The sequence below is a fragment of the Janthinobacterium sp. 64 genome, assembly GCF_002813325.1.
Taxonomy (GTDB): Bacteria; Pseudomonadota; Gammaproteobacteria; order Burkholderiales; family Burkholderiaceae_D; genus Janthinobacterium.
In genome coordinates, this window is sequence record NZ_PHUG01000001.1 from 4,275,984 (window position 1) to 4,291,206 (window position 15,223).

Below are 15,223 nucleotides of genomic sequence, written 5' to 3' on the forward strand. Positions count from 1 at the left end.
ATAAGATAAAATGGCCCTTTAGGGTCCAGTCTATATCGTCACCACACTCCATGAACGCTCCCGCACAAATCCAAGCTTTACTGGCAGAAACGCCGAATGGTCCCGCAGCAAGCCGCCTGCGCGAAATCCCGTATAACTACACGTCGTTTTCCGATCGCGAGATCGTCATACGCCTGTTGGGGGAGGACTCCTGGCGCCTGCTCGACGAGTTGCGCGGCGCCCGCCAGACGGGCCGTTCGGCCCGCATGCTGTACGAGGTGCTGGGCGATATCTGGGTCGTGCGCCGCAATCCGTATTTGCAGGATGACTTGCTCGACAATCCGAAGCGCCGCCAGGGCTTGATCGATGCCTTGCATCATCGCCTGGCCGAAGTCGACAAGCGCCGCTTGGGCATCGATGCGGCCGGCGGCGACGTCGCAGCCAGTGGCGAAGCGCCGGAAGTGGCCAAGGCGCGCAGCGCCAACGTGGAACTGCTGCTGAAAGCGGCCAGCAAGGCCGTGGCCGACTTTGGCGACGAATTCCGCAAGACCTACGATTTGCGCAAGCGCACGGTCAAGGTGCTGGGCCGCTACACGGAAAAGCACAATGTGCGCTTCGATGGCATGACGCGCGTGTCGCACGTGACGGACGCCACCGACTGGAGGGTGGAATACCCGTTCGTTGTGCTCACGCCCGACACGGAAGAAGAAATGGCCGGCCTCGTCAAAGGCTGTATCGAGCTGGGGCTGACCATCATCCCGCGCGGCGGCGGCACCGGCTACACGGGCGGCGCGATTCCATTGACGCCGATGTCGGCCGTCATCAACACGGAAAAACTCATCACCCTGGGTGCCGTGGAAATGACGGTCTTGCCTGGCCTCACGCACGAATACGCGACGATCAATTCGGGCGCGGGCGTGATCACGAATAAAGTATCGGAAGCGGCGGAAAAGGCCGGCTTCGTGTTTGCCGTCGACCCGACCTCGGCCCACGCATCGTGTATCGGCGGCAACGTCGCCATGAATGCGGGCGGCAAGAAAGCCGTGTTGTGGGGCACGGCGCTGGACAACCTGGCCTCGTGGCGCATGGTCGACCCGAACGGCGACTGGCTCGACGTCACCCGCCTCGACCATAACCTGGGCAAGATCCACGATATCGCACTGGCACGTTTCCAGCTGGAATGGCGTCACCCGAGCACGCGCGACGCGACAAAACCGAACGCGCCATTCAAGACCGAAATCCTGGAAATTCCTGGCCGCAAGTTCCGTAAAGAGGGCTTGGGCAAGGACGTCACCGACAAATTCCTCGCCGGTTTGCCGGGCATCCAGAAAGAGGGTTGCGACGGCCTGATCACGTCGGCGCGCTGGATTCTGCACAAGATGCCGAAGTTCGCCCGCACCGTCTGCTTGGAATTCTTTGGCCAGGCACGCGACGCGATCCCGTCGATCGTGGAAATCAAGGATTACCTCGATGGCTTGCCGGCCAAGGGCGAGCAATACACGAGCATCCGCCTGGCGGGCCTGGAACACCTGGACGAGCGCTACCTGCGCGCCGTCGGCTATGCCACCAAGTCGAAGCGGGGCGTGCTGCCAAAGATGGCCCTGTTTGGCGACATCGTCGGCGACGATGAAAACGCCGTCGCGCAAGCGGCATCGGAAGTGGTGCGCATCGCCAACACCCGCGTGGGTGAAGGTTTTGTCGCCGTTAGCCCGGAAGCGCGCAAGAAATTCTGGTTAGATCGTGCCCGCACGGCGGCGATCGCCAAGCACACGAATGCGTTCAAGATCAATGAAGACGTCGTCATTCCCCTGAACCGCATGGGCGAATACACGGATGGCATCGAGCGCATCAATATCGAGCTGTCGATCAAGAACAAGCTGCAACTGGCCGAGGCCCTGAGCGAATTCTTTGGCAAAGGTAATTTGCCAGTAGGCAAGAGCGACGATGCGTCGGATGACCGGGTCGACGATGCGGAAATGCTGGGCGACCGCGCCGAGCAGGCACAGCAGTTGCTGGCGCAAGTCACCAGCCGTTGGACCTATCTGCTGGCCCAGCTCGACCGTCCGCTGGCGGACGTGAAGGGCGAATTGGCCGAATTGGGCATGGAGCGCTTGCTGCCCGTGTTTGATGCGCGCCTGGAAACCCAGCCGGACGCCACCCTGTTCGACGTGGTGCAGGACCGTACCGTGCGCATTACCTGGAAGCAGGAGATTCGCGCCCAGTTGCGCCAGATATTCAACGGCGCCGCTTTCAAACTGATACTCGACGAGGCCACCGCCATCCATGCACGCATCTTGCGTTCGCGCGTGTTTGTCGCGCTGCACATGCATGCGGGCGACGGCAACGTGCACACGAACTTGCCCGTCAACTCGGACAATTACGAAATGCTGCAGGATGCCCACGAAGCCGTGGGCCGCATCATGATTTTGGCCCGCTCGCTGAACGGCGTCATTTCCGGCGAACATGGTATCGGCATTACCAAGCTGGAATTTTTGACGGAAGAAGAAATCGGCGAATTCCGCAGCTACAAGCAGCGCATCGATCCTGAAGGCCGTTTCAACAAAGGCAAATTGCTGAACCTGCCAGGCATGGGCGCCGACTTGCGCAATGCCTACACGCCATCGTTCGGCCTGATGGGGCATGAATCCTTGATCATGCAGCAAAGCGATATCGGCGCCATCGCCGACAGCGTCAAGGATTGCTTGCGTTGCGGCAAGTGCAAACCCGTGTGCTCGACCCACGTGCCGCGCGCCAACTTGCTGTATTCGCCACGCGACAAGATTTTGGCGACCTCGTCCCTGATCGAAGCCTTCCTGTACGAAGAGCAGACGCGCCGCGGTATTTCCATCAAGCACTGGGAAGAGTTCGAGGACGTGGCGGATCACTGCACGGTGTGCCATAAATGCGTCACGCCTTGCCCCGTCAACATCGACTTCGGCGACGTGTCGATGAACATGCGCAACTTGCTGCGCAAGATGGACAAGAAGAGCTTCAATCCGGGCACCAAGGCCACGATGCTGTTCCTCAACGCCACCGATCCCGTGACCATCAACGCCACGCGCAAGGTCATGATCGGCTGGGGTTACAAGGCGCAGCGCCTGGGCCACGACTTGCTGAAGAAATTTGCGAAAAAGCAAACCAAGGCGCCGCCGCCATCGACGGGCAAGCCGCCCGTCAAGGCGCAGGTGATCCATTTTATTAACAAGAAGATGCCGGGCAACCTGCCGAAGAAAACGGCGCGCGCGCTGCTCGACATCGAAGACGATAAAGTCATTCCGATCATCCGCAATCCGAAGACGACGACGGCCGATACGGAAGCCGTGTTTTACTTCCCCGGTTGCGGTTCGGAACGATTGTTCTCGCAAGTGGGCCTGGCCACGCAAGCGATGCTGTGGGAAGTGGGCGTGCAGACGGTCTTGCCGCCGGGCTACCTGTGCTGTGGTTATCCGCAGCGGGGCGCGGGCGAGTTCGACAAGGCCGAGAAGATGATGACGGACAACCGCGTCCTGTTCCACCGCATGGCCAACACGCTCAATTACCTGGACATCAAGACGGTGCTTGTCTCGTGCGGCACCTGTTACGACCAGCTGGCGACGTACCAGTTTGAAAAGATTTTCCCTGGCTGCCGCATCATGGATATCCATGAGTATTTGCTGGAGAAAAACGTCAAGCTGGAAGGCGTCAACGGCACGCGCTATATGTACCACGAGCCATGCCACAATCCGATGAAACTGCAGGAATCGGGCAAGACCATCAATTCCCTGATCAGCACGGTAGATAACGTGAAGATCGAGAAGAATGATCGTTGCTGCGGCGAATCGGGCTCCTTGGCCGTTACGCGCCCCGACATTTCCACGCAAGTGCGTTTCCGCAAGGAAGAAGAGATGGTCAAGGGCGCCGACAAGCTGCGCGGCGACGGTTTTACGGGCGACGTGAAAATCCTCACCAGCTGCCCATCGTGCCTGCAAGGCCTCTCGCGCTACAATGATGATTCGGGCACGACGGCCGACTACATCGTCGTCGAGATCGCCAAACACTTGCTGGGAGAGAACTGGATGCCGGATTACGTGAAACGCGCCAATGACGGCGGCATCGAACGGGTGTTGGTGTAATGTCCACGCCTTGCGATCTGTGTCAGTTGCTCGATGGCTACGCCAACAAGCAGGGTTGTGAAACCTTGCTGTGGCGCAGCGAGCGCCTGTCCGTCGTGGCCGTCGACGACCCTGCATATCCCGGCTTTTGCCGCGTGATCTGGAACAAGCACGTCAAGGAAATGACGGATCTGACGCCCGGCGAGCGCAATTACGTCATGGAAGTCGTGTGGCAAGTCGAGCTGGCCGTGCGTGAAGTGATGCAGCCGGAAAAGGTCAACGTGGCCAGTTTCGGCAACATGACGCCGCATGTGCACTGGCACGTGATTCCCCGCTACCGCGACGACGCGCATTTCCCGAACCCCAGCTGGGCCGTGGTCCAGCGCGAGACGGCGCCCGAAGTCCTGGCCACGCGCCGCGCCCTGTTGCCGGCACTGCGCGCCGCCATCATTCAACGTTTATCCGCATAAAGTATCGTCATGACTGAAAAAACAGCAACACCGCAACCGACCGGCTTGACCGTGCACAACCAGTCGCGCGTGCTCGACGTGGCCTTCGACGATGGCAGCACATTTGTGTTGCCGTTCGAATACCTGCGCGTGTACTCGCCGTCGGCCGAAGTGCAGGGGCATGGCAAGGGCCAGGAAACCTTGCAATTAGGCAAGCGCCTGGTCGGCATTACGGGCCTGGAGCCGGTCGGCAACTACGCCGTGCAGCCCACCTTCAGCGATGGCCACAATTCCGGCCTCTACACCTGGGCCTATCTGTACAAGCTGGGCGCGGAAAAAGACAAACTGTGGCAAGCCTACCTGGACCAGCTGACGGCAGCCGGCTATCCCGGCGACAGCGGCCGCGACGCCAAGGCCGACATGACGGTCAAGCAATCTTCCGGCCACGTGCACGGACCGAGCTGCGGGCACAAACACTAAGCTGAAAAAATAATGCGGTAATCTGTCGGATAACCGCAGATCCATTCGTCGTATGAATGCCCGCGCTTGCGGGCATTTTTCTTTTGGAGAAGAGACTATGGAATACCTGATCCTGATCTACGCCGACGAGGCCCGCTATGCCGCCATGCCAGACGAGCAGATGGCCAGTCTGATGGCCGACTTTGCCAGCTATACGCAGGACCTGGAAACCGCTGGCGTGCTGCGCGGCGGGGCCGAACTGGCGCCCGTGGCCAGTGCCACCAGCGTGCGGGTGCGCAATGGCAAGCCCGTCATCACGGATGGGCCGTTCGCGGAAACCAAGGAGCAACTGGGCGGATATTATTTGCTAGCCTGCGCCAACCTGGACGAGGCGCTGGCCTGGGCCGGGCGCTGCCCGGCGGCTTCCCTGGGCACCATCGAAGTGCGGCCTGTCACGGCATAAACATGGCCGGCGACGCCCTGTCGGCCGTCGAGCACGTCTTTCGCCAGGAAAGGGGCAGGGTGCTGGCCGGCCTGATGCGGCGCTTCGGCGACCTGGGCCTGGCGGAAGACGTGTTGCAGGAAGCGTGCCGCAAGGCACTGGAACGGTGGCCGCGTACGGGCATCCCTGATCATCCCGCCGCCTGGCTCAGTGCCGTGGCGCGTAATGCCGGCCTCGATCAGGTGCGCCGCGCGGGCAAGAGCGTGCCGGACAGCGACGCCGTACTGTCGCGCCTGCCGGCATCCGCGATGGAAGAAACGCAGGCCATCGGGGACGATTGCATGCGCCTGCTGTTCATCTGCTGCCATCCCGCGCTGGCGCCCGAGGCGCAGGTGGCGCTGGCCCTGCGCACCCTGTGTGGCTTGTCCACGGGCGAGATCGCGCGCGCCTTCGGCGTGGCGGAGGCGGCCCTGTCGCAGCGGCTATTGCGCGCCAGGCGCAAGATCGCCGAAGCGCGCACCCCCTTCGAGTTGCCACCTGAGCAAGAATTGCAGCCACGGCTGGCGCAAGTGCTGCATGTGATTTACCTGGTATTCAGCGAAGGCTATTGCGCCAGCGGCGGCGATAGCCTGCTGCGCCCGGACCTGTGCGCGGAAGCGCTGCGCCTGGGGCGGCTGCTCGACAGCCTGCAGCCGGGCCAGCCGGAAGTGCAGGGCTTGTTGGCCTTGATGCTGTTGCAGGCGTCGCGCGGCCCGGCCCGGCTATCGCCTGAAGGCTATTTGCTGACCCTGGAAGAACAGGACCGCGGCCTGTGGCAGGGCGACCTGATTGCCGAGGGGCTGACCGTGCTGGCGCAGGCCTTGCCGGCGCGCGCACCGGGGCCGTACCAGTTGCAGGCGGCGATTGCCGCCTTGCACGCCCAAGCGCCCACGGCCAGCCAGACGGACTGGCGCCAGATCAGCGCCCTGTATGGCGCCTTGCTGCGGCACAAGCCGGAACCCTTGATTTTGCTCAATGCCGTGATCGCTTGCGCCATGGCGCACGGCGCCGAACACGGGCTGGCGTGGCTCGATCGCCTGGAAGCCGTGCCCAGCCTGGCGCTATCGCATTATCTGCATGCGGCCCGCGCCGACTTGCTGCGCCGCCAGGGTGACCGCTCAGGCGCGCTGGCGGCGTATGCACAGGCGGCAATGCTTGCTTCAAATGCAGTGGAAAGGCAATACCTTCTCCGGCGTCACGGGGAAATGCGCCTGCCGCTTGTATAATGCGTGCAAGTTCAAACAGACTGCCTACCATGACCAATACGACCCATTTCGGATACAAAACAGTTGCAGAAGACGACAAAGTGCGCGAAGTCGCCAAGGTGTTCCATTCCGTCGCTGCCAAATACGACGTGATGAACGACTTGATGTCGGGCGGGCTGCACCGTCTGTGGAAGACGTTCACCATTGCCAACGCGGGCGTGCGCCCCGGCTTCAAGGTGCTCGACATCGCCGGCGGCACGGGCGATCTGTCGAAGGCGTTCGCCAAGCAGGCGGGCCCCACGGGCGAAGTCTGGTTGACCGATATCAATGAATCGATGTTGCGCGTGGGCCGCGACCGCCTCTTGAATCGCGGCTTGCTCACCCCCACCATGTTGTGTGACGCGGAAAAACTGCCATTCCCCGATAATTATTTTGATCGTGTCAGCGTGGCCTTTGGCCTGCGCAACATGACGCACAAGGATGTGGCGCTGGCGGAAATGCGCCGCGTGCTGAAACCGGGCGGCAAGCTGCTGGTGCTGGAGTTTTCCAAGGTGGCAGCGCCCCTGCAAAAGCCGTACGACCTGTATTCGTTCTCGGTCTTGCCGTGGTTCGGACAGAAAATCGCCGGCGACGCGGAAAGCTACCGCTACCTGGCCGAATCGATCCGCATGCACCCGGACCAGGAAACCCTCAAAACCATGATGGAAACGGCGGGCCTGGAACGCGTGCAGTACTACAATTTGACGGCAGGCATTGCCGCTTTGCACACCGGTATCAAGATGTAATGCATCAACGTTGGTGATTTTAGGAGATGGAATGAAATTGAAGAAATTTATGGTCGGCATGATGCTGGCCGCGACCACGGTATCCATGCTGGGCGAGGCGCTGGCCCGTCCCATGGGCGGTGGCCGTTCGTTTGGCCGCCAGTCGCAAAACGTGGGCCGCCAGGCACCCGCACCGGCGCCAACCCCGGCACCGGCCGCCGCGCCACGCCAGGCGCAACCTGCGCCAGCTCCCGCACCGGCCCCTGCCGCCAAGGCACCGAGCCGCTGGAAGGGCTTGCTGGGCGGCGCCCTGCTGGGTCTGGGCCTGGGCGCCTTGCTGTCGCATTTCGGCCTGGGCGGCGCCCTGGCCAGCATGATCAGCACCCTGCTGATGGTGGCCTTGCTGGCTGGCGTGGCTTACTTCATCTACCGCATGGTGCGCGGCAAGCGCGACAATAACGCCAGCGGCAATGCGCCATTCGCCGGCTTCGGCAACCAGCCTGCGCCAGCGGGTAACGTGCCGGACATCGGTTCGGGCATTCCACCGCTGCCGCCACTGCAGCCCGTCTCGTCCGGCGTCGGCCTGGATAAGCCGGCCCCGGCTGCCGCGCCATGGGGCGTGCCTGCCGACTTCGACAAGGAAGCCTTCCTGCGCCATGCGAAAAGCAATTTCATTCGCCTGCAAGCGGCCTGGGACAAGGCCGACGTCAACGATATCCGTGAATTCACGTCGCCGGAAGTGTATGGGGAACTGCGCATGCAAATCCAGGAACGGGGCGCGCAGCCGGACTTTACGGACGTGGTCACCATCGACGCCGAACTGCTCGGTATCGAGACGAGCGTCAACGATTACCTGGCCAGCGTGAAGTTTACGGGCCTGATCCGTTCGGCGCCGGGCGCGGCAGCGGAACCGTTCGCGGAAGTGTGGAATATGTCGAAACCCGTCAGCGGCAACAGCGGCTGGGTCCTGGCAGGCATCCAGCAATTGAATTAATTGCAAAAACTTGCTGAATACTGGCTTAAGTCCATGCGCAATGCATGATGCTTGACAGATATTCCCTGCTGAACTGGTAAGATCGAAGCCGCCCGCGTAGTTTTACGGGCGGTTTTTCTTTTTGGGGGCGCGAAGCGCGCAACATGATGGCACCACTTTCCGACCTTTCCCTGATGACGCCCGTCATCGCGACCATTAACCACTTGCTGGCGCAAGAGCCGTGGGCGCGCCAGCAGTTGGCCGTGCACGCCGGCAAGCTGGCCTGCATCGATACGGGCGCCGTGGCCTTGCGCCTGCGCGTCGACAGCGCCGGCATCCTCGAGGCGGCGCCGGCCGACATGCCGGCCAACGTCACCATCCGCGTAAAATTGTCCGATGTGCCACTGATCCTGCAAAACCGCGAGCGGGCGTTTTCCTACGTCAAGATCGAAGGCGATGCCGAGTTTGCCAATGCGATTTCGCAATTGAGCAAGGGCTTGCGCTGGGAAGCCGAGCACGACCTGGAAAAGGTCGTCGGTCCCATGCTAGCCACGCGCCTTGTTTCCGGTGCGAAAGATGCCGCCGCCTTTGTGCGCACGGGCCAGCAAAAGCTGGCGGAAAACGTGGCCGAATATTTTCTTGACGAACAGCCGATGCTGATCCGTCCTGCTACCCTGCAAGAGTATTCCGCTGGCGTGACGCGCGTGCGCGATGACGTCGAACGCCTGGCCAAGCGCCTTGCCCGGCTGGAAAAGGCGGCCGCTGCCGTCCAGCCGCAGTCCTCCTCACCGGATTTGTCTACATGATATTGAAATTTCTGCGCCTGTTTAAAATCATCCGTGTTTCCATCAAGTACGGTCTGGATGAAATAGCGATTTCTGGTCTGCAAGTTCCCCGCACCGCCAAATTGATCAACACCGTAATTTTCTGGCGCGACCTGTCGTCGCCACGGGGCTTGCGCCTGCGCCTGGCGCTGGAAGAGCTGGGTCCGATTTTCGTGAAATTCGGCCAGGTGCTGTCGACCCGGCGCGACCTGATGCCGCTCGACATCGCCGAAGAACTGGCGCGCTTGCAAGACCGGGTGCCGCCTTTCGATTCCGACCTGGCCATCGCGCAAATCACCAAATCGCTGGGTGCGCACCCGGATCAATTGTTTGCCCGCTTCGAGCGCGAGCCGGTGGCGTCCGCCTCGATTGCCCAGGTGCACTTCGCTACCTTGAAAGATGGCCGTGAAGTGGCCGTGAAGGTCTTGCGTCCAGGCATGAAAAAGCTGATCGACGAAGACGTGGCCCTGATGCACATCGCGGCCGACTGGACCAGCCGCCTGTGGGCCGACAGCAAGCGCTTGAAACCGAAAGAGGTGGTGGGCGAGTTCGACAAATATCTGCACGACGAGCTGGACCTGATGCGCGAAGCGGCCAACGCCAGCCAGCTGCGCCGCAACTTCGCCAATTCGGACTTGCTGCTGGTGCCGGAAATGCACTGGGATTATTGCTCCAGCAGCGTCATCGTCATGGAGCGCATGGTGGGTATTCCCGTGTCGCAGATCGACCGCCTGGTGGCGGCCGGCGTGGATTTGCGCAAGCTCTCCAGCGATGGCGTGGAGATTTTCTTCACGCAAGTATTCCGCGACGGCTTTTTCCATGCGGATATGCATCCGGGGAATATTCTCGTGTCGATCGCGCCCGAATCGTTCGGCCGCTACATCGCGCTGGACTTTGGCATCGTGGGAACGTTGAACGACTACGACAAGGATTATCTGTCGCAAAACTTCCTCGCTTTCTTCCGCCGCGACTACAAGCGCGTGGCCGAGGCACATATCGAATCGGGCTGGGCGCCGAAAGACACGCGCGTCGATGAGCTGGAAGCGGCCGTGCGCGCCTGTTGCGAACCGATCTTCGACCGTCCGCTGAAAGATATCTCGTTCGGCCAGGTCTTGCTGCGGCTGTTCCAGACCTCGCGCCGCTTCAACGTGGAAGTGCAGCCGCAGCTGGTGCTGCTGCAAAAGACCCTGCTCAATATCGAAGGCCTGGGCCGCCAGCTCGATCCGGAACTGGACCTGTGGCAAACGGCCAAGCCGTATCTGGAAAAATGGATGAGCAACCAGGTGGGTCCGCAAGGCTTCATGGAGCGCCTGCGCGCCGAGGCGCCCCGTTATGCACACATCTTCCCGCAACTGCCGCGCTTGCTGCACCAGGCCTTGACGGTGCAAGGAGAACCGCGTGAAAACGATGTGGAACTGATGAAAACCTTGCTGGCAGAGCAACGCCAGACGAACCGCTTGCTGAGCTTTATCGTGTACTTCGTGGGCGCTTTCGCCCTTGGTGCGCTGGGCTTGCAAGTGTTCATACGCTGGCATCAACTGCCATTTTAAAGGCTGAGGACGTAAGTGATGGCTGACTTCAATACCCGCGATCCGCTCTCGCCCGCCTTCTGGGACGAGCGTTTCGAGAAGCAATTTACACCCTGGGACCACGGCGGCGTGCCGTCGCGGCTGCGCAGCTTCGTTGCCGGCAGTCCGGCGCCGCTGCGCTGCCTGATTCCCGGCTGCGGTTCCGCGTATGAACTGGTTTTCATGCTCGATCACGGCTGGGATGCCACGGCCATCGACTTTTCGCCGGCCGCCGTGGCCGCCGCGCGCGCCCAGCTGGGCGAGCGGGCAGGGCGGGTGGTGGAGGCGGATTTCTTTGCCTGGCAGCCCGAGGCGCCGCTGGACCTGATCTATGAACGGGCGTTTCTGTGCGCCATGCCGCGCGCCATGTGGCCGCAAGTGGCGGCCCGCTGGGCGCAGCTGCTGGCGCCCGGTGCCATGCTGGCCGGCTACTTTTTCTTTGACGACAATGCCAAGGGACCGCCATTTGGTATTTCTCGTGAGAAACTACAGGAATTGCTGGCGCCGCATTTCGACTGCCTTGTCGATGAAGCCGTCGATGATTCCATCGCCGTCTTTGCCGGCAAGGAACGCTGGATGCGCTGGCGCCGCCGGGCAGACTGAGGCGGGCGGGGCAATTTCTGCTGGGAGCAAAGGAAAAGCTTTATAATTCAGGGTTTTTGATGATTTTCTCGGAGTAGAGATGCCGATTTATGCTTACCGTTGTGACGAGTGTGGTTTTGCCAAGGACGTCTTGCAAAAGATCTCCGATCCAGTACTGACGGTGTGCCTGTCGTGCGGCAAACCCAGTTTCAAGAAACAATTGACGGCCGCCGGTTTCCAATTGAAGGGCACCGGCTGGTACGCGACCGATTTCCGCGGCGGCACGGCGCCCACCACGGCCATCCCGACGGGCCCGGCTGATGGCGCCAAGCCCGCCCCAGCCGCCGACAGCACGCCTGCGCCTGCGTCCGCACCGGCTGCCGCTGCGCCGAAAGCGGACTGAGAGCGCGCCGCGCCGATACGTTCCATTACCGAGAAACCGATGCGTAAATACTTTATTACCGGACTACTGATTTTGGTGCCCCTGGCCATTACGGCCTGGGTCTTGAATCTGGTCATCAGCACGATGGATCAGTCGCTGTTGCTGGTGCCCGGCAGTAAGCTGCCCAGCGTCTGGTTCGGCCGCCAGGTGCCCGCGCTCAGTACCATTCCCGGCCTGGGCACGGTATTGACGGTACTGATCGTGTTCTTCACGGGCTTGCTGACGAATAACCTGGTCGGCAATTACGTGGTGAAACTGTGGGAAAAATTGCTGCAACGCATACCCATCGTCAATTCCCTGTATTCGAGCGTCAAGCAAGTGTCCGATACCTTGTTTTCCCCGTCGGGCAATGCCTTCCGCAAGGCCGTGCTGGTGCCGTATCCGCACCAGAACTCCTGGACCATCGCTTTCCTGACGGGCGTGCCGGGCGGCGATGCGGCGAACCACCTGGTGGGCGACTTTGTCAGCGTGTATGTGCCGACGACGCCGAACCCGACATCGGGCTTTTTCCTGATGATGAAGCGCAGCGATGTCGTCGAACTCGACATGAGCGTCGATGCGGCGCTCAAATATATCGTCTCGATGGGCGTGGTGGCGCCTGCGGAAGTTGTTGCTGTACCGGCCCCGGTCCCGGTACCGGCAACCAAAGAATAAAGGCAGGCGTCCCACGTGGGACGTGGCCGGATTGAACACTCACTAACCTGAACTGAGAATTTTATGTCTATGCGTACTGAATACTGCGGCCTCGTTACCGAAGCCATGCTGGGACAAACCGTCAGCCTGTGCGGCTGGGTACATCGCCGCCGCGACCACGGCAGCCTGATTTTCATCGACTTGCGCGACCGTGAAGGCCTGGTGCAAATCGTTTGCAACCCGGAACAAGCGGAGATGTTCAAGGTCGCCGAAGCCGTGCGCAACGAATTCTGCCTGCGCGTGACGGGCGTCGTGACCAACCGTATCGACGGCACGATCAACAACAACCTGAAGTCCGGCAAGATCGAAGTGGTCTGCTCGGAGCTGGAAGTGCTGAACCCGTCCGTGCCCGTGCCGTTCCAGCTGGACGACGACAACCTGTCGGAAACGACGCGCCTGACGCACCGCGTGCTGGACCTGCGCCGCCCGCAAATGCAAAACAACCTGCGCCTGCGCTACAAGGTGACGATGGAAGTGCGCAAGTACCTCGACGCGCTGGGCTTCATCGACATCGAAACGCCGATGCTGACCAAGTCGACGCCAGAAGGCGCGCGCGACTACCTGGTGCCGTCGCGCGTGAACGCGGGCAGCTTCTTCGCCTTGCCGCAATCGCCACAGTTGTTCAAGCAGCTGTTGATGGTCGCTAACTTCGACCGTTACTACCAGATCACCAAATGCTTCCGCGACGAAGACTTGCGCGCTGACCGCCAGCCTGAATTCACGCAGATCGATTGCGAAACCTCGTTCCTGACGGAACAGGAAATCCGCGACCTGTTCGAAGACATGATACGCGTCGTCTTCAAGAACACCCTGAACATCGACCTGCCGAACCCGTTCCCGGTGATGGATTTCGCCGAAGCGATGGGCCTGTACGGTTCCGACAAGCCGGACATGCGCGTCAAGCTGGCCTTCACGGACTTGACGGAAGTCATGAAATCGGTCGAGTTCAAGGTCTTCAACGGCGCCGCCAACATGAAAGGCGGCCGCGTGGTTGCCCTGCGCGTACCGCAAGGCGGCAGCATGCCCCGTTCGGAAATCGATGCCTACACGCAATTTGTTGCCATCTACGGCGCCAAGGGCCTCGCTTACATCAAGGTCAACGAGAAAGCCAAGGGTCCTGAAGGCTTGCAGTCGCCGATCGTCAAGTTCCTGCCTGCCGACGTGCTGGCCACGATCCTCGAGCAGACGGGTGCGCAAGACGGCGACCTGATCTTCTTCGGCGCGGACAAGGCCAAGGTCGTCAACGACGCCATCGGCGCGCTGCGCGTGAAAATCGGTCACAGCGAGTTCGGCAAGAAAGCCGGCCTGTTCGAAGACGTGTGGAAGCCATTGTGGGTGGTCGACTTCCCGATGTTCGAGCACGACGAAGAAGCGGACCGCTGGACGGCAACCCACCATCCATTCACGGCGCCAAAAGACGGCCATGAAGACATGCTGGAAAGCGATCCTGGTGCCTGCATCGCCAAGGCCTACGACATGGTCTTGAACGGCTGGGAACTGGGCGGCGGTTCGATCCGTATCCACCGCGAAGAAGTGCAGTCGAAAGTGTTCCGCGCGCTGAAGATCGATGCCGAAGAAGCGCAGCTGAAGTTCGGCTTCCTGCTCGACGCCCTGCAATACGGCGCGCCACCGCATGGCGGCCTGGCATTCGGCCTGGACCGTATCGTGACCATGATGACGGGTTCCGAATCGATCCGCGACGTGATCGCCTTCCCGAAAACCCAGCGTGCGCAAGACTTGCTGACGCATGCGCCGTCGGAAGTGGACGAGAAGCAACTGCGTGAACTGCACATCCGTTTGCGCAGCGCCGAGCCAAAAGTAGTGTAATGAAGCATGCGGCTGCCCCGGCGGCCGCTGTTTGATCCACTATGCAAAAAAAGGCGCTGTCGTGGCGCCTTTTTCATTGTTGATATGACTCATAAAATCCCTGTTTCCGTGCTGGTCGTCATTCATACGGCTGACCTTGACGTCTTGCTCATCGAACGCGCGGGCCAGCCCGGTTTCTGGCAATCGGTGACGGGTTCCATCGATGCCGTCGACGAGCCGCTGCTGCAGACGGCCGCGCGCGAATTGTGCGAGGAAACCGGCATCGTTGCCGATGGGCGCGACATCGTGCTGCGCGACTGGAACTTGTCGAATGTGTACGAGATCTATCCGATCTGGCGCCACCGCTATGCGCCCGGCGTGACGCGCAACACGGAACACGTGTTCAGCGTGCAAGTGCCGCGCGATACGCTGATTACGCTGAGTCCCCGCGAACACTTGCAATACGCGTGGCTGCCGTATCTGGCGGCGGCTGACCGTTGTTTCTCGTCGTCCAACGCGGAAGCGATTTTGCAATTGCCGGCCATGACGGGCCTGGCGCGTCCCACCTGATTTCCCTAGAAAGCACTCCATGTTGAACTGGTTACATTTGACTGCGCAGCAAAAATTGCTGGGCACCCTGGGCATCGTTTTCTGCCTGTGCTTTATCTTCCTGCTGTTCAGCTCCACCGTGCCCGGCCGCACGCCACCGATCGGCATGCCGCTGATGGCGATCGGCTGGCTGCTGCATCCGGGCGCCTTTGCCAAGGGCAAGCGCACCGTGGCCTGGCGCGGCGCGCCGTTGCTGGTCAAGATCGTCTGGGCGGCCGGTATCACCGCGCTGCTCGTCAGCGTGACGGCAGGCGTGGGACGCATGCTGGCGTGATTGTGTGCGTTTAGGTGCGCACGC

The 15,223-nt window shown here is 61.2% G+C and carries 15 protein-coding genes; all 15 read left to right on the forward strand.

Translation table 11 applies throughout. The features are described 5' to 3' along the window. Positions 1–50 precede the first annotated feature (50 nt). The 15 genes from CLU91_RS18820 (at position 51) to CLU91_RS18890 (ending at position 15,199) form a co-directional block, all read left to right on the forward strand. Entirely contained in the window at positions 51–4,091 is a 4,041-nt protein-coding gene (locus tag CLU91_RS18820; RefSeq protein ID WP_100875353.1) for a DUF3683 domain-containing protein, read from the forward strand. Then, positions 4,091–4,540 carry an HIT family protein gene (locus tag CLU91_RS18825; RefSeq protein WP_100875354.1) on the forward strand — a complete coding sequence of 150 codons (450 nt, stop codon included), beginning with the start codon at positions 4,091–4,093 and terminating at the stop codon, positions 4,538–4,540. Before CLU91_RS18820 ends, CLU91_RS18825 begins: the two co-directional genes overlap by 1 nt. 9 nt (positions 4,541–4,549) lie before the next feature. Beyond that, positions 4,550–4,999, forward strand: coding sequence for a gamma-butyrobetaine hydroxylase-like domain-containing protein (locus tag CLU91_RS18830; protein WP_100875355.1), 450 nt, complete (start codon positions 4,550–4,552; stop codon positions 4,997–4,999). 97 nt (positions 5,000–5,096) lie between these two features. After that, positions 5,097–5,441, forward strand: a complete 345-nt coding sequence (locus tag CLU91_RS18835; protein ID WP_100875356.1) for a YciI family protein — start codon at positions 5,097–5,099, stop codon at positions 5,439–5,441. 2 nt (positions 5,442–5,443) lie between these two features. Further along, the gene (locus CLU91_RS18840; protein ID WP_100875357.1) at positions 5,444–6,685 is read left to right on the forward strand and encodes an RNA polymerase sigma factor; all 1,242 of its coding nucleotides are present in this window, start codon (positions 5,444–5,446) and stop codon (positions 6,683–6,685) included. Between the two features lie 29 nt (positions 6,686–6,714). Then, positions 6,715–7,449, forward strand: coding sequence for a bifunctional demethylmenaquinone methyltransferase/2-methoxy-6-polyprenyl-1,4-benzoquinol methylase UbiE (gene ubiE, locus CLU91_RS18845; RefSeq protein ID WP_034778407.1), 735 nt, complete (start codon positions 6,715–6,717; stop codon positions 7,447–7,449). 31 nt (positions 7,450–7,480) lie between these two features. After that, positions 7,481–8,422, forward strand: coding sequence for a Tim44 domain-containing protein (locus tag CLU91_RS18850; RefSeq protein ID WP_100875358.1), 942 nt, complete (start codon positions 7,481–7,483; stop codon positions 8,420–8,422). A gap of 146 nt (positions 8,423–8,568) precedes the next feature. Beyond that, complete coding sequence (locus CLU91_RS18855) at positions 8,569–9,207, forward strand: ubiquinone biosynthesis accessory factor UbiJ (protein ID WP_232730939.1); 639 nt, start codon at positions 8,569–8,571, stop codon at positions 9,205–9,207. Further along, complete coding sequence (gene ubiB / locus CLU91_RS18860) at positions 9,204–10,775, forward strand: ubiquinone biosynthesis regulatory protein kinase UbiB (RefSeq protein WP_100875360.1); 1,572 nt, start codon at positions 9,204–9,206, stop codon at positions 10,773–10,775. Before CLU91_RS18855 ends, ubiB begins: the two co-directional genes overlap by 4 nt. Before the next feature lie 18 nt (positions 10,776–10,793). Continuing rightward, positions 10,794–11,396 carry a methyltransferase gene (locus CLU91_RS18865; RefSeq protein WP_100875361.1) on the forward strand — a complete coding sequence of 201 codons (603 nt, stop codon included), beginning with the start codon at positions 10,794–10,796 and terminating at the stop codon, positions 11,394–11,396. 79 nt (positions 11,397–11,475) lie between these two features. Next, positions 11,476–11,778 (forward strand): FmdB family zinc ribbon protein, encoded by a 303-nt coding sequence (locus CLU91_RS18870; RefSeq protein WP_100875362.1) that lies wholly within the window; start codon positions 11,476–11,478, stop codon positions 11,776–11,778. Between the two features lie 39 nt (positions 11,779–11,817). Then, the gene (locus tag CLU91_RS18875) at positions 11,818–12,471 is read left to right on the forward strand and encodes a DUF502 domain-containing protein (RefSeq protein WP_100875363.1); all 654 of its coding nucleotides are present in this window, start codon (positions 11,818–11,820) and stop codon (positions 12,469–12,471) included. Between the two features lie 69 nt (positions 12,472–12,540). Next, positions 12,541–14,337, forward strand: a complete 1,797-nt coding sequence (gene aspS, locus CLU91_RS18880) for an aspartate--tRNA ligase (RefSeq protein WP_099401335.1) — start codon at positions 12,541–12,543, stop codon at positions 14,335–14,337. Positions 14,338–14,421: 84 nt separating this feature from the next. Further along, a complete protein-coding gene (nudB, locus tag CLU91_RS18885; protein ID WP_100875364.1) occupies positions 14,422–14,886 on the forward strand; it encodes a dihydroneopterin triphosphate diphosphatase in 465 nt (154 codons plus the stop codon). A 19-nt stretch (positions 14,887–14,905) separates the two neighbouring features. Further along, positions 14,906–15,199: a hypothetical protein gene (locus tag CLU91_RS18890; protein ID WP_072457749.1), complete on the forward strand. Its 294-nt coding sequence runs from the start codon at positions 14,906–14,908 to the stop codon at positions 15,197–15,199. Positions 15,200–15,223: the final 24 nt, after the last annotated feature.